This is a genomic window from Novosphingobium soli, assembly GCF_042432915.1.
Classification (GTDB): Bacteria; Pseudomonadota; Alphaproteobacteria; order Sphingomonadales; family Sphingomonadaceae; genus Novosphingobium; species Novosphingobium soli.
The window spans coordinates 140,801-162,244 of sequence record NZ_JBHLWK010000006.1; the positions used below are offsets into that span (position 1 = coordinate 140,801).

General features: G+C 69.2%; 21 protein-coding genes. 16 read left to right on the plus strand and 5 right to left on the minus strand.

Going from position 1 to position 21,444, the window contains the following annotated elements; all coding sequences use genetic code 11:
• Positions 1–93: 93 nt before the first annotated feature.
• From ACFFJC_RS02545 to ACFFJC_RS02565, 5 genes are all read left to right on the plus strand, one after another.
• A complete protein-coding gene (locus tag ACFFJC_RS02545) occupies positions 94–432 on the plus strand; it encodes a PilZ domain-containing protein (protein ID WP_379486008.1) in 339 nt (112 codons plus the stop codon).
• 95 nt (positions 433–527) lie between these two features.
• On the plus strand, positions 528–2,690 hold the full coding sequence (locus tag ACFFJC_RS02550; protein WP_379486009.1) for a TonB-dependent receptor: 2,163 nt from the start codon (positions 528–530) through the stop codon (positions 2,688–2,690).
• Positions 2,691–2,734: 44 nt separating this feature from the next.
• A complete protein-coding gene (locus tag ACFFJC_RS02555; RefSeq protein WP_379486010.1) occupies positions 2,735–4,015 on the plus strand; it encodes an MFS transporter in 1,281 nt (426 codons plus the stop codon).
• A complete protein-coding gene (cysK, locus tag ACFFJC_RS02560) occupies positions 4,012–4,929 on the plus strand; it encodes a cysteine synthase A (RefSeq protein WP_379486011.1) in 918 nt (305 codons plus the stop codon). The genes ACFFJC_RS02555 and cysK overlap by 4 nt, the downstream gene beginning before the upstream one ends.
• Before the next feature lie 37 nt (positions 4,930–4,966).
• Positions 4,967–5,680 (plus strand): dienelactone hydrolase family protein, encoded by a 714-nt coding sequence (locus ACFFJC_RS02565; RefSeq protein ID WP_379486012.1) that lies wholly within the window; start codon positions 4,967–4,969, stop codon positions 5,678–5,680.
• A gap of 10 nt (positions 5,681–5,690) precedes the next feature.
• On the opposite strand, the gene hisI is transcribed toward ACFFJC_RS02565, so the two are convergent.
• On the minus strand, positions 5,691–6,068 hold the full coding sequence (gene hisI / locus ACFFJC_RS02570) for a phosphoribosyl-AMP cyclohydrolase (RefSeq protein WP_379486013.1): 378 nt from the start codon (positions 6,066–6,068) through the stop codon (positions 5,691–5,693).
• A 382-nt stretch (positions 6,069–6,450) separates the two neighbouring features.
• Positions 6,451–7,194, minus strand: a complete 744-nt coding sequence (locus tag ACFFJC_RS02575; protein ID WP_379486014.1) for a double zinc ribbon domain-containing protein — start codon at positions 7,192–7,194, stop codon at positions 6,451–6,453.
• Between the two features lie 73 nt (positions 7,195–7,267).
• On the opposite strand from ACFFJC_RS02575, the gene ACFFJC_RS02580 reads away from it, so the two are divergent.
• A complete protein-coding gene (locus ACFFJC_RS02580; protein WP_379486015.1) occupies positions 7,268–8,026 on the plus strand; it encodes a methyltransferase domain-containing protein in 759 nt (252 codons plus the stop codon).
• A 472-nt stretch (positions 8,027–8,498) separates the two neighbouring features.
• On the opposite strand, the gene ppdK is transcribed toward ACFFJC_RS02580, so the two are convergent.
• Genes ppdK through ACFFJC_RS02595 form a run of 3 tightly spaced genes read right to left on the minus strand, consistent with a single transcriptional unit; the run spans position 8,499 to position 14,243 of the window.
• Positions 8,499–11,162, minus strand: a complete 2,664-nt coding sequence (ppdK, locus tag ACFFJC_RS02585) for a pyruvate, phosphate dikinase (protein ID WP_379486016.1) — start codon at positions 11,160–11,162, stop codon at positions 8,499–8,501.
• 55 nt (positions 11,163–11,217) lie between these two features.
• The gene (gene glyS / locus ACFFJC_RS02590) at positions 11,218–13,335 is read right to left on the minus strand and encodes a glycine--tRNA ligase subunit beta (RefSeq protein ID WP_379486017.1); all 2,118 of its coding nucleotides are present in this window, start codon (positions 13,333–13,335) and stop codon (positions 11,218–11,220) included.
• A complete protein-coding gene (locus ACFFJC_RS02595; protein WP_379486018.1) occupies positions 13,332–14,243 on the minus strand; it encodes a glycine--tRNA ligase subunit alpha in 912 nt (303 codons plus the stop codon). Before ACFFJC_RS02595 ends, glyS begins: the two co-directional genes overlap by 4 nt.
• Before the next feature lie 183 nt (positions 14,244–14,426).
• Here ACFFJC_RS02595 and ACFFJC_RS02600 point away from each other — a divergent pair, with 183 nt between their 5' ends.
• From ACFFJC_RS02600 to ACFFJC_RS02645, 10 genes are all read left to right on the plus strand, one after another.
• Positions 14,427–14,747: a hypothetical protein gene (locus ACFFJC_RS02600; RefSeq protein WP_379486019.1), complete on the plus strand. Its 321-nt coding sequence runs from the start codon at positions 14,427–14,429 to the stop codon at positions 14,745–14,747.
• A 13-nt stretch (positions 14,748–14,760) separates the two neighbouring features.
• On the plus strand, positions 14,761–15,159 hold the full coding sequence (locus tag ACFFJC_RS02605; protein WP_379486020.1) for a hypothetical protein: 399 nt from the start codon (positions 14,761–14,763) through the stop codon (positions 15,157–15,159).
• Positions 15,156–15,353 (plus strand): helix-turn-helix transcriptional regulator, encoded by a 198-nt coding sequence (locus ACFFJC_RS02610; RefSeq protein WP_379486021.1) that lies wholly within the window; start codon positions 15,156–15,158, stop codon positions 15,351–15,353. The genes ACFFJC_RS02605 and ACFFJC_RS02610 overlap by 4 nt, the downstream gene beginning before the upstream one ends.
• Positions 15,337–15,981 (plus strand): hypothetical protein, encoded by a 645-nt coding sequence (locus tag ACFFJC_RS02615; protein WP_379486022.1) that lies wholly within the window; start codon positions 15,337–15,339, stop codon positions 15,979–15,981. Before ACFFJC_RS02610 ends, ACFFJC_RS02615 begins: the two co-directional genes overlap by 17 nt.
• 61 nt (positions 15,982–16,042) lie before the next feature.
• Positions 16,043–16,999, plus strand: a complete 957-nt coding sequence (locus tag ACFFJC_RS02620; protein ID WP_379486023.1) for a TraB/GumN family protein — start codon at positions 16,043–16,045, stop codon at positions 16,997–16,999.
• Position 17,000: 1 nt separating this feature from the next.
• Positions 17,001–17,852, plus strand: a complete 852-nt coding sequence (locus tag ACFFJC_RS02625; RefSeq protein WP_379486024.1) for a TraB/GumN family protein — start codon at positions 17,001–17,003, stop codon at positions 17,850–17,852.
• Between the two features lie 143 nt (positions 17,853–17,995).
• A complete protein-coding gene (locus ACFFJC_RS02630; protein WP_379486025.1) occupies positions 17,996–18,610 on the plus strand; it encodes a 50S ribosomal protein L25/general stress protein Ctc in 615 nt (204 codons plus the stop codon).
• A gap of 103 nt (positions 18,611–18,713) precedes the next feature.
• Positions 18,714–19,289, plus strand: coding sequence for an aminoacyl-tRNA hydrolase (pth, locus tag ACFFJC_RS02635; RefSeq protein WP_379486026.1), 576 nt, complete (start codon positions 18,714–18,716; stop codon positions 19,287–19,289).
• A gap of 88 nt (positions 19,290–19,377) precedes the next feature.
• Positions 19,378–20,478, plus strand: a complete 1,101-nt coding sequence (ychF, locus tag ACFFJC_RS02640) for a redox-regulated ATPase YchF (RefSeq protein WP_379486027.1) — start codon at positions 19,378–19,380, stop codon at positions 20,476–20,478.
• A gap of 249 nt (positions 20,479–20,727) precedes the next feature.
• On the plus strand, positions 20,728–21,432 hold the full coding sequence (locus ACFFJC_RS02645) for a MauE/DoxX family redox-associated membrane protein (protein ID WP_379486188.1): 705 nt from the start codon (positions 20,728–20,730) through the stop codon (positions 21,430–21,432).
• Positions 21,433–21,444: the final 12 nt, after the last annotated feature.

Sequence of the window (21,444 nt, forward strand, 5' to 3'; positions counted from 1 at the left end):
CTCCCGCGCGGCGGCGCGGGCGGGCCGGATTTACCCTTTGTTTGCCATTTGCCGTTACTGCCTTCGGCAGGTTCAACGGCAGAGGCAGGGACGATGAGCGCGGGAGCTCAGCTCACGGTAACCGACAAGCGGCGCGCGGCACGCCACCCCGTCGATTACACGGTGATCGCGGAGCATCGGCAGCTCGGTGACCTGCACCTCCACATCGTCAACCTCTCCGCGCAAGGCTTCATGGTCGATGGTGAGCCGCCGATGGAGCGCGGAGAGCGCCTCGTCATGCGCCTGCCGGTAATCGGGCGCATCGAAGCGCACATGATCTGGACTCACGAGGGCCGCGCCGGCTTCCAGTTCGAGCGCATCATCCGGATCGACGACTTCCTGAAGATGGTCGACACCCTGCAGCCCAACCCGCGGCTGCGCCCCCGCCGCTAAGCGGCTATTTTCCATTCACCGCTGCCGAGGAACGCTTCGTCTCCATAGCCAGCTTTGATGTTGATACAGTATAACATCACAGTTAGCGGAGCCTGATGAACAAGCAGCCCTCTCGACTCGCACTGCTGGCCTGCGCCAGCATCCTCTCCATCGTCGCTCCCGTCACTGCCCGTGCGCAGGACGCGTCGGCTGGCGCGGTGCCGCAGCCGCGCACCGACGCCCATGCCCCGGCGCATGCGGAGGAAACCGGCGAAAGCGAGATCGTCGTCGTCGGCCATCCCCCGACGGACTACGGCCTCCTTGCCGCCACTGCCAGCATCTCGGGCGATGCGCTGGTGGCAGAGACGCGCGGCCAGATCGGCGAGATCCTGAACGCGCTTCCGGGCGTGTCCTCGACCAGCTTCTCGCCGGGCGCCTCGCGTCCGGTCCTTCGCGGCTTCAGCGGCGACCGCGTCAGCGTGCTCACCGACGGCATCGGCTCGCTCGACGCGTCGAACGTCTCGGTCGACCATGCCGTGGTGTTCGATCCGCTCACCGTCGACCATATCGACGTCTTCCACGGGCCTTCGGTCCTGCTGTTCGGCGGCAACGCCATCGGCGGCGCCGTGAACGCCATCGACAAGCGCATCCCGCGCCAGGTCCCGGAGCGCATCACCGCGACCGCGATCGGCAGCTACGCGACGGCTGCGGACGAACGCGCGCTCAGCGGATCGCTCGAGGCGCCGCTGGGCGACCGCTTCGTCGCGCATGTCGACGCCTCCTGGCGCAAGAGCGACGATCTGCGCGTGGGCGGGCACGTCTATTCCAAGGCGCTGCGCGGCGACATGCTCCATGCCGCCGAGCACTTGCGCGAAGATGGCGAGACGGCGGAGGCCGAGGAACTGGAGGCCGAAGCCGGCCGCACCGACCGCCTGCCGAACTCGGCCGCCGAGACCAAGACGATCGGTGCCGGCCTCGCGTTCATCGACGCGGGCGGGAGCCTCGGCATCTCGTACCAGCATTACGACACCGACTATGGCGTGCCCGAGAGGCCCGAGACCGGCCACGGCCACGAGGAGGAAGAAGGCGAAGGCCACGAGCATGGCGAGGGTCCGGTCACCATCGGGCTCAAGCAGGATCGCTTCGATCTGCGCGGCGAGCTCAAGCTCGGCGGCTTTCTCGAGAGCGTCCAGGTCCGCGGTGCTTATGCCGATTACGAGCACACCGAGTTCGAGGGCGACGAGGTCGGCACCGTCTTCGAGGGCGAAGGCATCGAGACCCGCGCCGACCTGGTGCAGGCGGCGCGTGGCGGCTGGCGGGGCCGCAGCGGCGTCCAGTACCTGTGGCGCAGCCTCACCGTCACCGGGCCCGAGGCGGTCGTTCCCGACTACGAGGTGGATCGCATCGGCGTCTTCACGCTGCAGTCGCTCGAGATCGGCTCCGGCGTGACGCTGGATGCCTCGGGCCGCTACGACAGCTCGCACGTCCGCTCGCGCGGGGCGGACTTCGACCGCACGTTCGACCTGTGGTCGGGTGCCGTGGGGGCAAGCTGGAAGTCGGGCACCGGGTTCAACCTCGGCGCCAACTTCGTCCATGGCGAACGCGCGCCTTCTCCCGAGGAGCTGCTGAGTGACGGCATCCACATCGCGACCCAGTCGTACGAAGTGGGCGACCGCACGCTGGGTGTCGAGAAGAGCAACGGCTTCGAGGCGTACTTGCGCTACAACACGCCCACGGTGGACTTCTCGCTGACGGGTTACCTGACCGACTTCGACAACTACATCGCCCCGCTCGCCACCGGCGAGGAGGAGGACGGCCAGCCGGTGTACCAGTACACGGGCGTGGACGCGCGCTTCAAGGGCTTCGAGGCCGCGGGCAGCGTGCAGGCTGCCGCGTGGACCGGGGGCGAACTGCGGCTCGATGCCGCCGCCGACTACACCCATGCGCAGATCAAGGGCTATGGCCCGGTGCCCCGGATACCGCCGCTCCGCGTGCGCGGCGGCAGCACGGTGGCCTTCGGCGACCTGCGGCTGCGCGGCGAGGTCGAATGGAATGCCAAGCAGGACCGGGTGGGCGACTACGAGAACCCCACCGGTGCGTTCACGCTCGTCAACCTGAGCGCCGACTGGCACCCGATGGGCGAGAACGGCCCCGTCACCCTCATGCTGTCGGCGGACAACCTGTTCGACGTGGTCGGCCGGCGCTCGGCTTCGTTCACCCGCGACTTCGTGCCGATGGCCGGCCGCGACGTGCGGCTCACGGCCAAGTTCACCTATTGAGCAGATAAACCAAGGGTATCTTGGCAAGGGGAGGCCACGCTGCCATGCAGCGTCGCGTGAGTCTCCCCGCCCCCACCTCCCCCCTCCAGATCGTCGATTATCGCAAGTTCTGGCTCGCTCGCTTCTTCGCCGTCCTCGCCACCACGGGCACGGTCGTCATCATCGGCTACCAGCTCTACGACGTGGCGCGGACCGACTACGGGATGTCCATCCCGCAGGCGGCATTCCAGCTCGGGCTGCTCGGCTTCGCGCAGTTCCTGCCGGTCTTCCTGCTGACGCCGCTGGCCGGGGTCATCGCGGACCGGTTCGACCGGCGCCGGGTGGCGGGCCTCGCCTCGCTGCTCGACACCCTCGTGGCGATCGGGCTGGGGGTCACCACCGAGATGGACCTGCGCAGCCTGCCGGTGCTGTACGGCTTTGCGGTGCTGCACGGCACGGTCCGCGTGTTCATCGGTCCCTCAATGGGCGCGATCGCGCCGAACATCGTGCCGCCGGCCATGATCCCGCGCGCGATCGGCTTCAACTCGATCGCCATGCAGGCGGGCACGATCATCGGCCCGGCCGCCTACGGCTTCCTGTTCGGCGCGGACCATGCCCTGCCCTACTGGTGCTCCGCCGCCTTCACGCTTGCCGCTTCGGTGTCGATCCAGTCGATCCGCAACCTGCCGCCGCCGGCGCAGAATGCGCGCAGGGCCCATCCCATACGCCAGATCGTGGAGGGCTTCCGCTTCGTGTGGAGCGAGCGCTTCCTGCTGGGCTGCATCACGCTGGACCTGTTCGCCGTGCTGTTCGGCGGCGCGACCGCGCTGATGCCGGTCTTCGCCCGCGACATCCTGCACGTCGGCCCCGAAGGGCTCGGCCAGATGCGCGCGGCCACCGCCGCCGGCGCCGCGGTCGTGGCGCTGTGGCTCTCGTTCCGCCCGCTCAAGGCCGACGTCGGCGTGAAGATGCTGGCCGCCGTCGTGGGATATGGCGCGATGACCGTCGCGTTCGGCCTCTCGCGCCACTTCCTGCTCTCGCTCGGGTGCCTGGCCCTTCTCGGAGCGGCGGACATGATCTCGGTGTTCATCCGCAGCTCGCTGGTCCAGCTGCGCACGCCCGACGACGTGCGCGGCCGCGTCTCGGCCATCTCGGGGCTGGCCATCTCGGCCTCGAACGAACTCGGTGAACTGCAGTCCGGGTTCGCCGCGGCGCTGCTGGGCGCGACCGGTGCGGTTGTGTTCGGCGGCAGCGCTGCCATAGTCATCACCCTGGCATGGGCCTGGCTCTTCCCCGAGATCCGCCGGGCCCGCACCTTCGAACCACGTTGGGAGCGACAAGCATGAAGGCCGACAGCATCCTCGCCACCATCGGCAACACGCCGCACATCCGCCTGGCGCGCCTGTTCCCCGACCATGAGGTCTGGGTCAAGGCGGAGCGCGCCAACCCGGGCGGCTCGATCAAGGACCGCATCGGTCTCGCCATGATCGAGGCCGCCGAGGCGGAAGGCAGCCTCCAGCCGGGCGGCACCATCATCGAGCCGACCTCGGGCAACACCGGCATCGGCCTCGCCATGGCCGCGGCGGTCAAGGGCTACGCGCTGATCCTGGTCATGCCCGAATCGATGTCCGTCGAGCGGCGCCGGCTGATGCTGGCCTATGGCGCCAAGTTCGACCTCACCCCGCGCGAGAAGGGCATGAAGGGCGCCATCGAGCGGGCGAAGGAGCTGATCGAGGCGACGCCCGGCTCGTGGATGCCCCAGCAGTTCGACAATCCCGCCAACATCGACGTCCACGTCCGGACGACGGCGCAGGAAATCCTGGCGGACTTCGCCGACACCCCGATCGACGTGCTCGTCACCGGCGTCGGCACTGGGGGCCATCTCACCGGTTGCGCCGAGACGCTGAAGGCCCGCTGGCCCGAGATGAAGGCCTATGCCGTCGAGCCAACGCTGTCGCCGGTGATCTCGGGCGGGCAGCCCGGCCCGCATCCGATCCAGGGCATCGGCGCCGGCTTCATCCCCGGCAACCTGCATACCCAGTCGATCGACGGCGCGATCCAGGTCGACCCCGCGGACGCCAAGGAGTGGGCGCGGCGCAGCGCCACCGTCGAGGGCATGCTGGTGGGCATCAGCTCGGGCGCGACGCTGGCCGCCATCGCCCAGAAGGTGTCTGAGCTTCCGGCCGGCAGCCGCGTGCTGGGCTTCAACTACGACACCGGCGAGCGCTATCTCTCGGTCCCCGACTTCCTGCCCGAGTGACCCTTTCCCCACCCCGACAAGCGCCGAGGCCCCTTCGATGTTCACACCTGGCCTGGAGGCCGTCCCCTATTCGCACGCAGGCGTGGCGCTGACCGGATGGCTGGCCCGTCCGCAGGACACGCCGCGCGCGGCGGTCGCCCTGTTCCCCACCATCGCCAACGTCAACCCGCTGATGGAGAAGCGCGCGCGGCGGCTGGCGGAGGCCGGCTACCTGGTGATGATCGTCGATTTCTACGGCGAGCCAGTCGAAAGCTTCCAAGCCTCCTTCCCGCTGGCCGAGAAGCTGCGAGCGGACAATGCCCACTACCGCGCCCGCATCGCGGCAGGGATCGAGGCGCTGCGGACGCTTCCCGAGGCGGCAGGGCTGACGGTCTTCGCCATCGGCCACTGCATGGGCGGGCAAGCCGTGCTGGAGGCCGCACGCGCGGGCATGGACCTTGCGGGCGTGGTCAGCTTCCACGGCACGCTGCCGACCACCGCACCGGCGCAGCCCGGCACGATCGCGGCCCGCGTCCTGGTCTGCCACGGCGATGCCGACCCGCTCGCGCCGCGCGAGCATGTGCTCGCCTTCTGGGAGGAGATGGATGCCGCCGGCGCGCACTGGCACTTCCACGCCTATGGCGGCGTGAAGCACGGGTTCACCGACCCCGACAGCCCTGCCAAGGGGATGGCGGCGCTGGACTACGATGCCAGCGCCGATCGCCAGTCCTGGTCCTCGATGCTCTCGTTCTTCGACGAGATCCTCGGCTGAAGGCAGCCCGTCAGCCGGGCATGCGCGTGAGCCGGTCGCCTTCGAGACGGCGGTAGAAGCAGCTCGGCGCCCCGGTGTGGCAGGCCGGCCCCTCCGGCCTGACCACCAGCTGCAGGGCGTCCTGGTCGCAATCCACCAGGATCTCCTCGACGCGCAGGAAGTGGCCCGAAGTCTCGCCCTTCAGCCACAGCCTCCCGCGTGAGCGCGAGTGAAAGTGCGCAAGGCCCGTCTCGCGCGTCTTCGCCAGCGCCTCGGCGTCCATGTAGGCGACCATGAGAATCGCGCGCGTCTGCGAATCGACGGCGATGGCGATCAGCAGCCCTTGCGCATCGAAGCGTGGCAGGAATGCCGATCCCAGCTCCCGCTCGGCGGTCGTGGCGTCTGTCATGAGTACCCGTTTTCCTCGATGCCGCCCGCTGGACGGATTGTTGCAGGATGACAACAGCCGGTGACCAAAATCCATCTTGATTGCCGAACCCTCTTTTCAAAAAAGACGATTCGATGAATTCTGTACCTGCAGCTGGGGGGCTGCTTCTGACCCACAGGTCGCTCACAGGCAAGTGTTCCGCCACGGGAATACGGTCTGACCAGGAAAGCGCCACGGTTCAGGGATTGCTACTGATGAGGGATCGGGCCAGGCGGCGTTCAGGGGCACCGCCGAGCTGCGAAAGCAGGGTCCAACAGTTTCGTCACGAGGACGCCCGGGACCACAAGTCCCGGGCGTTTTCGCGTCCGGGCGGAGCGAGGGGCACGGCGGTCCAGGCTACGGGTCACGGCGCCGCCGGCAGGGCTTCGTCCAGCACCCGTGCGAAGCAGGCGATCATCACCCGCTCCGCGCCCGCGCGCCGCAGGACGGAGACGCAGGCCGCGCTGGTGGCCCCGCTCGTCAGCACATCGTCCACCAGCACCACGCGCGCACCCTTCAGTCCCCTGGCACCCCGGCGGTTGAGCGTGATGGCACCGGACAGCGCCCGCTGGCGCGCCAGCTTGCCGAGCCCGCCCAGCGTCGGCGTCGGCCGCCGCCGCTCGAGCAGATCGACGGCGAGCCGCGCGCCCGTCCGGCGGGACACCTGCGCTGCCAGCACGGCCGCCTGGTTGTACCCGCGCTTCCACAGCCGCCAGCGATGCAGCGGCACCGGCACGACCAGCCAACCGCCGTCGACTGCGGACAGCTTGGGCATCATCAGGTCGGCCATCATCGGCGCCAGTGCGATACGGTTGCCGTGCTTGAAGGCGAGCACCAGCTTCCGCGAGGCCTCGTTGTAGAGCGTCGCCGCCGCGATGCCGGCGTGGCGGGGCGGATCGGCGAGGCAGGGCGCGCACGTGCCGCCCTGCGGCATCGTATCGCCGAAAGGGCGGCTGCACGAGCCGCAGGCAGGCTCCCCCGGGATCGCGAGCGTGCTCCAGCACGCCGCGCACAGCCCGGCCGGCGATCCCAGCGCCGCACCGCAAAGCGGGCAGCGCGGCGGGAACACGAGATCTAGCAGCGGCGCCAGGGCCTGTCCGAGCGGCATGGCGCCAGCCTATCGCCCCTCCTGCAGGCAACAAGCCGTTGCAAGGATTTCATCGGCGCGGCAGGGGGAAGGCATGGCACCCCAGGCTCCCCCCCGCATCTTCTCCCCGGCCCGCCGGACCGCCGCCCGGCGGCGCATGCTCGCGCTGCAGAACGCGGCCGACGCGCCCCGCTATCTCGTGGACGACATGGTGGAGGACGTGCTCGAACGGCTCTCGTTCCTGCGCTTCGAGCCTCGCACCGCGCTGGTGATCGGCGATTACACCGGCGCCCTCGCTCCGGCCCTCGCCGCGCGCGGTGCCGAGGTGACCGAGGCCGAGCCGGCGACCGGCTTCGACGAGGAGCGGCCCTACCCGTTCGACGGCTTCGACCTCGTCGCCAGCCTCGGCACCCTCGACACGCTCAACGACCTGCCCGGCGCTCTCGTCCACGCCCGCAGGGCGCTGGCGCCGGGCGGGATGCTGATCGCCAGCCTGCTATCCTCCGGCAGCCTGCCGGTGATGCGCGAGGTCATGCTGGCCGCGGACGGCGCGCGCCCGGCGCCGCGCCTCCACCCCATGGTGGACGTGCGCGCGGGCGCGCAGCTGCTGCAGCGCACGCTCTTCGCCGATCCGGTGGTGGACCAGCGACCGGTCGATGTCGGCTTCCGCAGCCTCGACAGGCTCGTCGCAGACCTGCGCGCACAAGGCTTGGGCAATGTCCTCGCCGATCCCGGCCCCCCGCTCGGCAAGGCGGCCCTGTCGCGCGCCCGCGCCGCCTTCGCGGCAGCCGGGGAGAACGGCCGCACCGTGGAGCGCTTCAAGATCCTCACGCTTTCGGGCTGGAAGCGCTGACGGCGAAGGCCTGGAGGCGGCTGGAGAGGCGCGCGGTTACGATGCTTCGACGAGCTCAGCATGAGCGGGGTTGGAGGCTTCGGCGGTGTCCCGGTGTCGAGGCCAGTAACCGGCGTTGCCTCTACAGGCCAACCCCGTCCCGCACGCCAAACCTCTCCACTCCGCTCAGCCTGAGCTTGTCGAAGGCCCCAAGGCGGGGCGCTCAGTCTGCATGCTTCGGCAACCTCAGCACGAGCGGCGATGGAGGGCCCGGTGTGTGCCGGCTTCGAGGCGAGTGCCCCCTGCTGCCCTACAGGCCAGACCTATCCCTAAGCCAACCTCTCCACCCCGCTCAGCCTGAGCTTGTCGAAGGCCCCGGGACGAAGCGCGGCCCCGTCCTTCGGCATGCTCGGCATGAGCGGGTGCGGGGGGCAGGCGGAGGGGGACGGTAACCCCCCTCCCTTGCGGGCCGGAGCCCCTGCCCCGCCCGGCCTCAGGCCAGGGCCGCCTGCGCCGCGGCAAGCCGGGCGATGGGCACGCGGTACGGAGAGGCGCTGACGTAGTCCAGGCCCACCGTCTCGCAGAACGCGATCGAGGCCGGGTCGCCGCCGTGCTCGCCGCAGATGCCGAGCTTGATGCCGGCATAAGTCGCGCGGCCGCGCTCGGCGCCCAGCTGCACCAGTTGCCCGACGCCCTCGATGTCGAGGCTGACGAACGGGTCGCGCGGGTAGATGCCCTTCTCCACGTAAGGGCTGAGGAAGCGCGCGGCGTCGTCGCGGCTCACGCCCAGCGTGGTCTGCGTCAGGTCGTTGGTGCCGAACGAGAAGAACTTGGCCTCCTCGGCGATCTCGCCCGCCATCAGCGCGGCGCGCGGCAGCTCGATCATGGTGCCGACGAGATAGTCGAGCGTCCGGCCCTGCTCGGCGAAGACCTTGGCGGCGGCATCGTCCACCACCTTCTTGAGGATCTGCAGCTCGCGGCGGGTCGCCACCAGCGGGATCATCACCTCGGGCACGATCGCCTCGCCCGAAGCCGCCGCGACGTCGCACGCGGCTTCGAAGATCGCCCGCGCCTGCATCTCGTAGATCTCGGGGAAGGTGATGCCGAGGCGGCAGCCGCGGTGGCCGAGCATCGGGTTGAACTCGTGCAGCTCGTCCGCGCGGCGCTTGAGCGTGTCGACGCCGATGCCGATCGTCTCGGAGAGTTCCGCGAACTCGGCATCGCCGTGCGGCAGGAACTCGTGCAGCGGCGGGTCGAGCAGGCGGATCGTGACGGGCAGGCCCGCCATGACCTCGAAGATCGCCTGGAAGTCCGCGCGCTGCTCGGGGAGCAGCTTGGCGAGTGCGGCGCGGCGGCCGGCCTCGTCCTCGGCCAGGATCATCTGGCGCACGGCGGAGATGCGGCCGGCGTCGAAGAACATGTGCTCGGTGCGGCACAGGCCGATGCCCTCGGCGCCGAACTGGCGCGCCATCCGGCAGTCCGCCGGGGTCTCGGCGTTGGTGCGCACCTTCATGCGGCGATGCCTGTCGGCCCATTCCATGAGCGTCGCGAAGTCGCCCGCCAGCTCCGGCTCGATGGTCGGCACCTCGCCGGCCATGATCTCTCCGGTGGCGCCGTCGAGGGTGATGAGATCGCCTTCCTTGAGCTCGCGCGTGCCCATGCGCAGGGTGCGGCTCTTCATGTCGATCGACAGCCCCGAGGCACCCGAGACGCAGGGACGACCCATGCCGCGCGCCACCACCGCGGCGTGGCTGGTCATGCCGCCGCGCGCGGTGAGGATGCCCTTGGCCGCGTGCATGCCGTGGATGTCTTCCGGCGAGGTCTCCACGCGCACCAGCACGACCGCCTCGCCCATCTCCGCGCGCTTCTCGGCGGTGTCGGCATCGAGAACGATCACGCCCGAGGCGGCGCCCGGCGACGCGGGCAGGCCCTTGCCGAGCACGTCGCGCGGGGCCTTGGGATCGAGCGTGGGGTGGAGCAGCTGGTCGAGCGCCATCGGATCGACGCGCTTGATCGCGGTGGCTTCGTCGATCAGGCCTTCCTCGACCATGTCGACCGCCATCTTGAGCGCGGCCTTGGCGGTGCGCTTGCCGGAGCGGGTCTGCAGCATCCACAGCTTGTTCTGCTGCACCGTGAACTCGATGTCCTGCATGTCGCGGTAGTGCTTCTCGAGCAGCTCGAACACCGCGGCGAGCTCGGCGTAGGCCTCCGGCATCGCCTCTTCCATCGACAGCGGCTTGGCCCCGGCGCGCTCGCGCGCGGCGCGGGTGAGGTACTGCGGGGTGCGGATGCCGGCGACGACGTCCTCGCCCTGCGCGTTGACCAGCCACTCGCCGTAGTAGGCCTTCTCGCCCGTCGCGGGGTCGCGGGTGAAGGCGACGCCGGTGGCCGAGGTGTCGCCCATGTTGCCGAAGACCATGGCCTGCACGTTGACCGCGGTGCCCCAGTCGCCCGGGATGTCGTTCAGGCGGCGATAGACCTTGGCGCGGTCCGAATCCCAGCTGTCGAACACCGCCTGGATGGCGCCCCAGAGCTGCTCGTGGACGTCCTGCGGGAACTCACGGCCCAGCTCGGCGCTGACGATACCCTTGTATTCCTTGACGATCCTGCGCCAGTCGTCGGCCGACATCTCGACGTCGTTGAGGTAGCCGTTGTCTTCCTTGGCGATCTCCAGCGCTTCCTCGAAGAGGTGGTGCTCGACGCCCAGGACGACGTCCGAGTACATCTGCACGAAGCGGCGGTAGGAATCCCAGGCGAAGCGGTCGTCGCCCGAGGTGGCGGCGAGGCCCTCCACCGTCTCGTCGTTGAGGCCGAGGTTGAGGACGGTGTCCATCATGCCCGGCATCGACACGCGCGCACCCGAGCGCACCGAGACGAGCAGCGGATCGGCGGGATTGCCGAAGGTCTTGCCAACGGTGGTCTCGATGTGGGTCAGCGCCTCGGCCACGTCGGCGCGCAGCTGGTCCGAGAAGTCGCCGCCTTCGGCCAGGTACTTGACGCATTCCTCGGTGGTGATGGTGAAGCCCGGAGGGACCGGCAGGCCGATGCCCGCCATCTCGGCCAGGTTGGCACCCTTGCCGCCGGTGATCACCTTGTCCTTCGCGCGCGGATCGTCGTGCTTGACCCCGCCGCCGAACGTGTAGACCTGCCTGTCCATCTATCCCCTAACTTTCCAGGATTGGCGCAACGATGCGGAAGCGAGGGGAATCCTCCTACCCCTCGATCCGCGAGAAATCCGCGACATTGTGCACTGCAGCACGGAAACGATCAAGCAGTGCCAGCCGCGAATTTCGCTTGATGACATCCGGATCGTTCACCGTAACCTGTTCAAAGAACCCGTCGATCGGGGCCCGCAGTGATGCAAGCGCACGCATCGCGCCTGCGAAGTCTTCCTGAGCAACTGCAGCAGAGGCCCGAGGTTCCGCCCGGTCGAGCGCTTCGAGGAGACTCTTCTCCGCCTCTTCGGGCGTGTAGGAAAGGCCTTTTTCGGCCGCGTGACGGTCGGCCATCTTGGCCGCCACCACCGCCGCCAGGTCCGGATCCTCGACCAGGACCAGCGGGTCCTCCTCGCCGGTGCGGGCGATCTCGGATTCGACGCCCTGCCAGTCCTCCTTCCGGAGGATGTTGGCGGCGCGCTTGTAGCCGGCGAGCAGGTTGGCGCCGTCCTCGCTGCCCACGAAGGCCTGCAGCGCGTGGACGCGCGCGAGCAGCCGGACGAGATCGTCCTCCCCGCCGAGCGCGAAGACCGCGTCGATCAGATCGTGCCGGACGCCGGCCTCCTTCTGCTGCACCTTCAGGCGGTCGGCGAAGAAGTCGAGCAGATCGCCCTCCGCGACGCCGAAGCGCAGGTTGTTGTCGGTGACCAGCCGCAGGATGCCCAGCGCCGCACGGCGCAGAGCGAATGGGTCCTTGGAGCCGGTCGGCTTCTCGTCGATTGCGAAGAAGCTGCGCAGCGTATCCAGCTTGTCCGCCAGCGACACCGCAATCGTCACCGGCGCGGTGGGCACAACGTCGCTCGGCCCGACCGGCTTGTAGTGGTCGCGGATGGCGTCGGCGACGGCCTCGGGCAGGCCCTCGGCGCGGGCGTAGTAGCCGCCCATGAGGCCCTGGAGTTCGGGGAACTCGCCGACCATCTCGGTGACGAGGTCGGCCTTGCACAGCTCCGCCGCCTGCCGCGCCAGAGCCGGGTCGCAGCCGGGGACGATCCCCTCGGTCGCCAGCCACTCGGCCAGAGCCGCCACGCGCGCGACCTTGTCGGCCACCGTGCCCAGCTTCTCGTGGAACGTGATGCGCGCCAGCTTCCTCGCGTGCTCGGACAGCGGGGTCTTCTTGTCCTGCTCCCAGAAGAAACGCGCGTCGGACAGCCGCGCGGCGAGGACCTTGCGGTTGCCTGCGACGATCCCGGCGCCGCCGTCGGTCGCGTCGATGTTGGCGGTGCAGACGAAGGCGTCGGCGAGGCGCCCTTCGGCGTCCTCGCACACGAAGTACTTCTGGTTCACGCGCGCCGTCAGCTGGATCACTTCGGGCGGCACGTCCAGGAACGCCTCGTCGAAGCGGCCGAGCAGCGGCACCGGCCATTCGGTGAGGCCGGCGTTCTCTATCACCAGCCCCTCGTCCTCGACCAGCGTCAGCCCGGCGGCAGCGGCGACGTTGCGCGCCTCGTCGCGGATCAGGTCCTGGCGCTCGACATGGTCGACGATGACGTGGCAGGCGGAGAGCTTGCGCGCATAGTCGTGGGCGCCGCCGATGGTGATCTCGCCGGGCGCATGGAAGCGATGGCCGCGCGTGGCGTAGGCCGAGCGGATGCCGCCGACCTCGCACTCCACCAGGTCTTCACCGAGGATGGCGACGATGCCCGAGAGCGGGCGCACCCACCGCAGCGATTCGGTGGTGATCGAGGCGGCGCCCCACCGCTGCGACTTGGGCCAGGGGAAGGCCCGCACGATGGCGGGGATGGCCTCGGCCAGGACGTCGCCCACCGCGCGGCCGGGCTTCTCCACGACCGCGAAGTAGGTGTCCTTGCCCTTGAGGTCGCGCACCTCGAGCTGCTCGCGGGTGAGCCCGGTCTTGCGCAGGAAGCCCTCGAGCGCCTGCTCGGGCGCGCTGGTGGCCGGGCCCTTGGTCTCCTCGCGCACCGCCTGCGTCGTCTCGGGCAGGCCATTGGCGATCAGCGCCAGGCGGCGCGGGGTCGACCACACGGTGACGAGACCCAGCGCAACGCCGGCGGCCTCCATCTCCTTGCGGAACAGCTTTTCCAGATCGGCACGCGCGCCGGCCTGCATGCGCGCCGGGATTTCCTCGCAGCGCAGTTCGAGAAGGAAGTCGGTCATACGGTCCACCCCGGGAACTTGGCTTCCCACTTGTCCTTGTTCACGTCGATCCAGGCCTGGCACGATCCCTTGGCGAGATCGCGCACGCGCGCCATGTAGCTGGCGCGCTCCTGGACCGAGATCACGCCGCGGGCCTGCAGCAGGTTGAACAGGTGGCTGGCCTCGATCGCCTGGTCGTAGGCGGCAAGCGGGATCTCCGCCGCGATGCAGCGCATGCACTCGGCCTCGGCCGCGCGGAAGCCGGCGAACAGCGCATCGGTGTCTGCGATCTCGAAGTTGTACTTCGACTGCTGCTGCTCGTTGGCGAGGAAGACGTCGCCGTAGCTGACGCCTTCGTTGTTGAACTTGAGGTCGTAGACCCAGTCCACGCCCTGGATGTACATCGCCAGGCGCTCGAGCCCGTAGGTCAGCTCGCCGGCCACCGGCTTGCAGTCGAACCCGCCGACCTGCTGGAAATAGGTGAACTGCGTCACCTCCATGCCGTCGCACCAGACCTCCCAGCCGAGGCCCCAGGCGCCCAGCGTCGGGCTTTCCCAGTCGTCCTCGACGAAGCGGATGTCGTGCGCGAGCGGATCGACGCCGATCGCCGCCAGGCTCTGGAGGTACAGCTCCTGCAGGTTCTCCGGGTTCGGCTTCAGGATCACCTGGTACTGGTAGTAGTGCTGCAGCCGGTTGGGGTTCTCGCCGTAGCGGCCATCGGTGGGGCGCCGCGAAGGCTGGACGTAGGCCGCCTTCCAGGGCTCGGGCCCGAGCGCGCGCAGCGTGGTCGCCGGGTGGAACGTGCCCGCGCCCATCCGCATGTCGTAGGGCTGCAGGATGAGGCAGCCCTGCGCGCTCCAGAACTGGTGGAGCGTCAGGATCATGTCCTGGAAGCTGAGGGGCTGCTGTTCAGCCAGGGGCGCGGTCATGCGGTATCCGTCGTTGGGTGGCGGGCAATTTTTCCCCCGCGCCTTTGGCGGATCAGGCCTGCCAAATCAACTGCGCATAGCGGCGCGCCGGGCGATGTCAGGTCTTGTTGACATAGTCAGCGAATCGCGACATATAGTCATGCATACCTGACACGATGTCAGGAACTCATGACGGAGTTCCCGATGACCGATACATCCAAGCCCGCAACTGGCGCCGTAGCTGGCAGGGCTGTCACTGGCCGCAGCCTTGTGAACACCCTCCTGTTCGGCAAGCCCGATCCGACGCCGCAGGAACGGCGCAACTACCTGCGCTGGGGGCACAATGCCCCGACGGCCGAGCACAAGCTGATCGTGATCGCGCTGGCCGCCGTTGCGGCCCTGCTGACGATCCTCGCTTTCGCCGGCCCGGCGCTGGGCCAGCCGGCCGGGCCGCGCGGCACTGCCCTGGAAGCCGCCGCCGGGCAGCACGGCGCGCGCATCGTGCTGCTCGCCCCCCTCGCCTGACCGGAGCCGCACCATGTCCACCCAGTCGCGCGTCGCGCTCTACCTTCGGGTTTCGGAAGTCGGCACTGCCGCGATCGTGGGGCTCTGCCTCGGCCGGGTGCTCGAATGGCCGCACGGGGTGCAGATCGCCTTCACGCTCGCCCTGATCGGGGCGCTGGCCTTTCTCTTCGTCCGCCGCCTGCGCGACGAGTACATGCAGGACCTGTGGTTCCGCTCCGCCTCCGCAGCCTTCCTGGGGATGATCCTGGTCGGCGTGTTCCTGGAGTTCCTCCGCGGTATCATCGACGGCGCGAGCGGGGCGCCACCGCGGCCCGAGGGCTTTGGCGGGATCTCCGCAGCCGATGCGGCGCAGTTGGCGGGGCTCCTCATCTTCTTCGTGGCGTTTCAGGTGACGCGCCTGAGGGGCCGATGAACAATCGCCTCAAGGTGCTGCGCGCCGAGCGCAACTGGAGCCAGGCCGAGCTTGCCGAACGGCTGGACGTCTCCCGCCAGGCGGTGAACGCCATCGAGACCGGCAAGCACGACCCCTCGCTTCCCCTCGCCTTCCGCATCGCGCGGCTGTTCAACCTTTCGATCGAGGAGATTTTCGATGACGGACACGCCTGATCGTCCCGCGCCGATGAGCGCCCTCCATGCGGCCCTGCGGCTGGGCGGCGGCTTCATCGTGGCGGTATTCGGCCTCGGCATCGCCGCCGGGGTCGCTGCCGCAGTGCGCGAACAGGGCCGCTTCGGCCTGGGCGGCGCGATCGGCAGCGGGCTGGCCCTGCTCGCCATCGTCGCCGGCGCCTGGCTGGCCCTGTCGGTGCGCCATCGCTTTCCGCTGCCGCGCAGCCCGCGCGTGCGCCGCTCCCGCGTGGCGCTCTACGCCTCGTTGGGGATATCGCTGGTGGTGGGCGTGCTCGCCGGCATCGTGGCCCACCTCGAAGGCGGCGCGAGCGCCTTCGGCATGCTCTTCACCTCCGCTCCCGTCAGCGCCCTGGTGGCGCTCTGCACGGCGGCGGGCTGGATCGTCGCAGTCGCGGTCTCGGTCTACTGGCACCTGACGCTCGACGAGATCGAACGCGCCGAGTACGAGTTCGGCGCCACGCTGGCGCTGTACGCCTACGTCCTGGTCGCGCCGATCTGGTGGCTGGCCTGGCGCGGCGGACTGGTGGCCGAGCCGGACGAGATCGCCATCTACGCCATGGTGTGCGTCATCTGGTGCATCGGCTGGGCCTGGCGCCGCTTGCGCTGACGCGAAACCGTCGTACCGGACGGTCCCTGCCTGCTCCTTTCTGTTCCCTCGAGGTCTTCCCATGGTCCGCATCCGCTCCCTGCTCGGCGCCGCCGTCCTGGCACTCTCCGCTCTCCCCCCGGCGCTCGCAGGCGCCCAGGAGGCGTCCCCGGCGGTGGCGGCGGCGCCCGCCCCGCTCGCTGCTCAGGCGGCTGCTCCGGTGACTGCTCCGGTGGCTCCGGTCCGACCCGCGCTGTGGAAGGTCGCCGACGCGGACACGACGATCTGGCTCTTCGGCACCATCCACGTGCTGCCGCAGCCGGTCGAGTGGCGCCAGGGCCCGGTCGCCACCGCCTTCGACGCCGCGCAGGAGCTGGTGACCGAGATCCCGATGGACGATGCCGCTCCCGCCACGGACCCGATCGCCGGCAAGAGCCTGCGGGCGGACGGCCGGACGCTCCGCTCGGCGCTGCCCGCGAAGGACAGGGACGCCTACGAGGCGGCGCTGCGCACGCTGGGCATGCCGCCCGCGCTGTTCGACGCCAACGACGCCTGGTACGCCGCCCTCGTGCTCACGCTGGTCCCGCTCACGACGGCGGGCTACACCATCGAGAGCGGGATCGACACGCAGGTCCAGGCGCTGGCCCGGACGCGCGGCATGACCCACCATGCGCTGGAGACCGCGGCCTACCAGATCGACCTCTTCGACACCCTGCCCGAGGCCGCGCAGCAGGCCTACCTGCGCGAAGTGGTCAAGGCGCTGCCCACCGTGCGCGCGGACATCGCCGCGATGGTGGAGGCCTGGAAGCAGGGCGATGCCGAGCACCTGGCCCACCTGCTCAACGAGGACGAGAGCGCGCCCGAGATCTACAAGGTCCTCCTCACCGATCGCAACGCGGCCTGGGCGAACTGGCTGAAGGCGCGGCTGGATCGGCCGGGGGTGGTGTTCGTCGCCGTGGGGGCGGGCCACCTCGCCGGACCGCAGAGCGTGCAGCAGCAGCTCGCCGCGCGCGGCATCGCCTCGACCCGCGTGCAGTAGGATGATGCGTTTCGCTCTCCTGCTGCTTGTCTGCACGCTAACCGCGTCCTGTTCGGGCGCTATCGACGCCGATCCGGCGCTCTGGCGGGTGCAGGACCGGGAGGGGCATCGCGGCTGGCTCTTCGGCACCATCCATTCCTCCGACCGGCCCCTGGCCTGGCGCACCCCTCCGGTGGCGCGCGCCCTGGAGGATGCCGGCAGCATCATGGTGGAGGTCGGCAACGTGGCCGACGACGCGGCGCTCGCCGCCACCTTCGCGCAGCTGGCCCGCAGCGCCGACCGCCCTGCGCTCACCCGCAGAGTGCCCCCCGCCGCCCGCCCCGCGCTCGCGGCGCTGCTTCGCAAGGCCGGCTACGGCGACGACGACTTCGCGGCCATGGACACCTGGGCCGCGGCCCTCACCCTGGCCAAAGCGCACGGTGCCGAGCAGAACCCGCGCAACGGCGTCGACCGTGCGGTGATCGCCGCCGCACAGGGACGGCCGGTCCTGGAGCTCGAGGGCGCCGCCGCCCAGCTCTCGCTGTTCGACGCCTTGCCGGAACGCGAACAGGGCGACCTCCTCGCCGCGGTCGCGACCGAGGCCACGCAGCCGTCGCGCGATCTTGCCGCCGCCTGGCGCCGCGGAGACATGACGGCGATCGAGGCGGAGACCCGGGCGGGCCTGCTGGCCGACCCCGAGCTGCGCGAAGTGCTGTTCACCGGGCGCAACCGCCGCTGGGCGGCAAGGGTCGCACAGGCCATCCATGGCGGCCGCGCGCCCTTCGTCGCCGTCGGCGCCGCGCACATGGCGGGACCGGACGGCCTACCGGCGATGCTGGCGCAGCAGGGCTTCACCGTCACCCGCATCAAGTAGCAAGCCACGGCTTGATTTTCGCGGCATCTGCCGATAAGGGCCGCCGCTTCCCGTCATGGTCATCCCTGGAGGCGTGGCGGGACGGTGCGGGCCGACGAGCGGCTCGATGCCGTACCTTTATCCAGTTTTGAAAGGCAAGTCCCATGAGCGATACGCTTAACCTGCCGGCCGAGACGCGCGAACGGGCTGGCAAGGGAGCCTCCCGTGCCCTGCGTCGCGACGGCCGCGTGCCCGCCGTTGTCTATGGCGGCAACGAAGAGCCCCTGGCGATCCACGTCGAGGAAAAGGAGCTGGTCCGCCAGCTCATGACCGGCCACTTCTTCAACTCGATCGTCGAGGTCGAAGTCGGCGGCAAGACGCTCCGCACGCAGCCGAAGGACGTTGCCTTCCATCCGGTCACCGACCGCCCGCTCCACGCCGACTTCCTGCGCGTCGTCAAGGGCGCGACCGTGCACGTCAACGTGCCGGTGGCGTTCGAGAACGAAGAGGCCTCGCCCGGCCTGAAGCGCGGCGGCGTGCTCAACATCGTGCGCCATGACCTCGAGCTCGTCTGCGACGCCGAGAACATCCCGCACGAGATCGTCATCGACGTGACCGGCTTCGACGTGGGCGAATCGATCCACATCAGCCACGTGAAGCTGCCGAAGGGCACCGAGAGCGCGATCACCGACCGCGACTTCACGATCGCGACGATCGCTTCGCCCTCTGCCCTGCGCAGCGAGGAAGGCGACACCGCCAAGGAAGGCGAAGGCGCGTAAGCCTTTCCCTCCAGAGGTTCGAGAAAACGGCCCTTCCTGCTCGCGCGGGAGGGGCCGTTTCTTTTCACCCCGCGCGGGCGCGAAGGCGCACGAAGGAAGACGAATGGCCACGCAGCTCTGGGTCGGCCTGGGCAATCCCGGGACGCAGTATGCCCTCAACCGCCACAACGTCGGCTTCATGGCGGCCGATGCCATCGGCGAGGTCCATGGCTTCGGACCGGTGCAGAAGAAGTTTCAGGGCTGGTTGCAGGAAGGCCGCATCGGCAGCGACAAGATCCTGCTGCTCAAGCCCGCGACCTTCATGAACGAGAGCGGCTGGGCCGTGGGCGAGGCCATGCGCTTCTACAAGCTGGACCTGGACGCGCTCACGGTCTTCCATGACGAGCTCGACCTGCCGCCGTTCAAGGTCAAGGTGAAGCAGGGCGGCGGCCATGCCGGGCACAACGGCCTGCGCTCGATCGACCAGCACCTGGGCGCCGAGTTCCGCCGCGTGCGGCTCGGCATCGGCCATCCCGGCCACAAGAACCGGGTCACGGGCTACGTTCTGGGCAACTATGCGAAGGCGGAGATGGACCCGCTGGTCGACATGCTGGGCGCGGTGGCGGCGGAGGCCGACCGGCTCGCCGCGGGAGACGACACCCGCTTCATGAGCGACGTGGCACGCCGCCAGCAGGCTTGATTCAACCCGGCGCATCTTCGCTGCCGAACTGGTCAAGCTCCTGCAGTGCGGCTATGGGCCGCGCCAACAGTTCTATTCGGAGTTTTCGATGGGTTTCCGTTGTGGAATCGTGGGTCTGCCCAATGTCGGCAAGTCGACCTTGTTCAATGCGCTGACCGAGACGCAGGCGGCGCAGGCAGCCAATTATCCGTTCTGCACGATCGAACCCAACGTGGGTCAGGTCGGCGTGCCCGATCCGCGGCTGGACAAGCTGGCCGAGATCGCCGGGTCGGCCAAGATCATCCCGACCCAGCTCTCGTTCGTCGACATCGCCGGGCTTGTACGCGGGGCATCCAAGGGTGAAGGCCTGGGCAACCAGTTCCTCGGCAACATCCGCGAGGTGGATGCGATCATCCACGTCCTGCGTTGCTTCGAGAACGACGACATCCAGCACGTCGACAACAAGGTGGACCCGATCGCCGACGCCGAGACGGTCGAGACCGAGCTGCTGCTGAGCGATCTCGAAAGCCTCGAGAAGCGGGTGCCCGCCGCGCAGAAGAAGGCCACCCAGGGCGACAAGGAGGCGAAGATCGTCGCGTCCGTGCTGGGCCAGGCGCTGGACCTGCTGCGCGAGGGCAAGCCGGCCCGGCTCACCCAGCCCCGCGACGAGGACGAGGCCCGCGTCTTTGCGCAGGCGCAGCTGCTCACCGCCAAGCCCGTGCTCTACGTCTGCAACGTCGAGGAGGAAGCCGCGGCGCAGGGCAACGCCTTCTCGCAGCGCGTCTTCGACAAGGCCGCGGCGGAAGGCGCCAGCGCGGTGATCGTCTCGGCCGCCATCGAGGCGGAGCTGACCGGGATGGATTCCGAGGACCGCATGGTCTTCCTGGAGGAGATGGGCTTGTCCGAACCCGGTCTCGCCCGGATCATTCGGGCCGGCTACGCGCTGCTCGAACTGCTCACGTTCTTCACCGTGGGCCCCAAGGAGGCCCGTGCCTGGACCGTCCACCGTGGGGCCAAGGCTCCCGAGGCGGCCGGCACGATCCATTCGGACATGCAGCGCGGCTTCATCCGCGCCGAGACCATCGCCTACGACGATTTCGTGGCCCTGAACGGCGAGGCCGGGGCGAAGGAAGCCGGCAAGTTGCGTCAGGAAGGCAAGGAATATGTCGTGCAGGACGGCGACGTCCTGCACTTCAAGTTCAACGTCTGACCCTGCGCGAGATCGGCGCGGCGGTCTGTGGCAGCGGTAACTTGCTGGAGCGCCGTGCACGATCGCGCGCCGTGCTGCGTTGCATGATCGGGAGGCCAGAGAGGTTGGCCGATGGCAGATGGTGCGACGCCTGACATAACAGCGCTGCTTCACGGCAGCCGGGAGCCGCAAGCGGGCTTCGGCTTGCGGCCGGACCGCGCGGAGCATGCGCCGCTTGTCGATCCCAACCGCAAGGCCGTGCTCTATCGCATGGCCACCGCGCAGCATGTTTGCCCCTTCGGCCTCAAGTCGCTGCACCTGCTGCAGAGCCGCGGCTACCGCGTCGAGGAACGCCTCCTGACCACGCGCGCGCAAGTCGATGCGTTCAAGGTCGAGCATGGGGTCGAGACCACCCCGCAGACCTTCATCGCTGGTCAGCGGATCGGCGGCCATGACGATCTGCGCCGCTTTTTCGACATCGCCGACGAACGCGGTCGGATCAACTATGCCCCGCTCGCCTGCATCTTCGTCACGGCTGCGGTCATCGCTCTGGGTGCAAGCTGGGAAGTGCTCGGCACCTCGCTGACGGTGCAGGCCGCGGAGTGGTTCGTGGCCTCGTCCATGCTCCTCCTCGCCCTTCTCAAGCTGCAGGACATCGAGGCGTTCACCACCACCTTCCTGGGCTACGATCTGCTGGCGCGGCGCTTCGTCCCTTATGCCTATGCATATCCGTTCCTCGAGTGGTTCGCCGGTGCGTTCATGTTCGCCGACGTGCTGGACTGGCTGTCCATCCCGATCGCGCTGTTCATCGGGTCGGTGGGCGCGGTCTCGGTGATCGATGCCGTCTACATCAGGAAGCGGAAGCTGCGATGCGCCTGCGTCGGGGGAACCGCCAACGTACCGCTCGGCTTCATCTCGCTGCTCGAGAATGCCGCGATGGTGGCCATGGCGCTGTGGATGCTGGTCCGCGGCTGACCAATCAGCTAA

Bases quoted from the DNA above. Each gene is read 5' to 3' on its own strand.
- ACFFJC_RS02545 (WP_379486008.1), top strand. From the start codon at position 94: ATGAGCGCGGGAGCTCAGCTCACGGTAACCGACAAGCGGCGCGCGGCA.
- ACFFJC_RS02550 (WP_379486009.1), top strand. From the start codon at position 528: ATGAACAAGCAGCCCTCTCGACTCGCACTGCTGGCCTGCGCCAGCATC.
- ACFFJC_RS02555 (WP_379486010.1), top strand. From the start codon at position 2,735: ATGCAGCGTCGCGTGAGTCTCCCCGCCCCCACCTCCCCCCTCCAGATC.
- cysK (WP_379486011.1), top strand. From the start codon at position 4,012: ATGAAGGCCGACAGCATCCTCGCCACCATCGGCAACACGCCGCACATC.
- ACFFJC_RS02565 (WP_379486012.1), top strand. From the start codon at position 4,967: ATGTTCACACCTGGCCTGGAGGCCGTCCCCTATTCGCACGCAGGCGTG.
- hisI (WP_379486013.1), bottom strand. From the start codon at position 6,068: ATGACAGACGCCACGACCGCCGAGCGGGAGCTGGGATCGGCATTCCTG.
- ACFFJC_RS02575 (WP_379486014.1), bottom strand. From the start codon at position 7,194: ATGCCGCTCGGACAGGCCCTGGCGCCGCTGCTAGATCTCGTGTTCCCG.
- ACFFJC_RS02580 (WP_379486015.1), top strand. From the start codon at position 7,268: ATGGCACCCCAGGCTCCCCCCCGCATCTTCTCCCCGGCCCGCCGGACC.
- ppdK (WP_379486016.1), bottom strand. From the start codon at position 11,162: ATGGACAGGCAGGTCTACACGTTCGGCGGCGGGGTCAAGCACGACGAT.
- glyS (WP_379486017.1), bottom strand. From the start codon at position 13,335: ATGACCGACTTCCTTCTCGAACTGCGCTGCGAGGAAATCCCGGCGCGC.
- ACFFJC_RS02595 (WP_379486018.1), bottom strand. From the start codon at position 14,243: ATGACCGCGCCCCTGGCTGAACAGCAGCCCCTCAGCTTCCAGGACATG.
- ACFFJC_RS02600 (WP_379486019.1), top strand. From the start codon at position 14,427: ATGACCGATACATCCAAGCCCGCAACTGGCGCCGTAGCTGGCAGGGCT.
- ACFFJC_RS02605 (WP_379486020.1), top strand. From the start codon at position 14,761: ATGTCCACCCAGTCGCGCGTCGCGCTCTACCTTCGGGTTTCGGAAGTC.
- ACFFJC_RS02610 (WP_379486021.1), top strand. From the start codon at position 15,156: ATGAACAATCGCCTCAAGGTGCTGCGCGCCGAGCGCAACTGGAGCCAG.
- ACFFJC_RS02615 (WP_379486022.1), top strand. From the start codon at position 15,337: ATGACGGACACGCCTGATCGTCCCGCGCCGATGAGCGCCCTCCATGCG.
- ACFFJC_RS02620 (WP_379486023.1), top strand. From the start codon at position 16,043: ATGGTCCGCATCCGCTCCCTGCTCGGCGCCGCCGTCCTGGCACTCTCC.
- ACFFJC_RS02625 (WP_379486024.1), top strand. From the start codon at position 17,001: ATGATGCGTTTCGCTCTCCTGCTGCTTGTCTGCACGCTAACCGCGTCC.
- ACFFJC_RS02630 (WP_379486025.1), top strand. From the start codon at position 17,996: ATGAGCGATACGCTTAACCTGCCGGCCGAGACGCGCGAACGGGCTGGC.
- pth (WP_379486026.1), top strand. From the start codon at position 18,714: ATGGCCACGCAGCTCTGGGTCGGCCTGGGCAATCCCGGGACGCAGTAT.
- ychF (WP_379486027.1), top strand. From the start codon at position 19,378: ATGGGTTTCCGTTGTGGAATCGTGGGTCTGCCCAATGTCGGCAAGTCG.
- ACFFJC_RS02645 (WP_379486188.1), top strand. From the start codon at position 20,728: ATGGCCACCGCGCAGCATGTTTGCCCCTTCGGCCTCAAGTCGCTGCAC.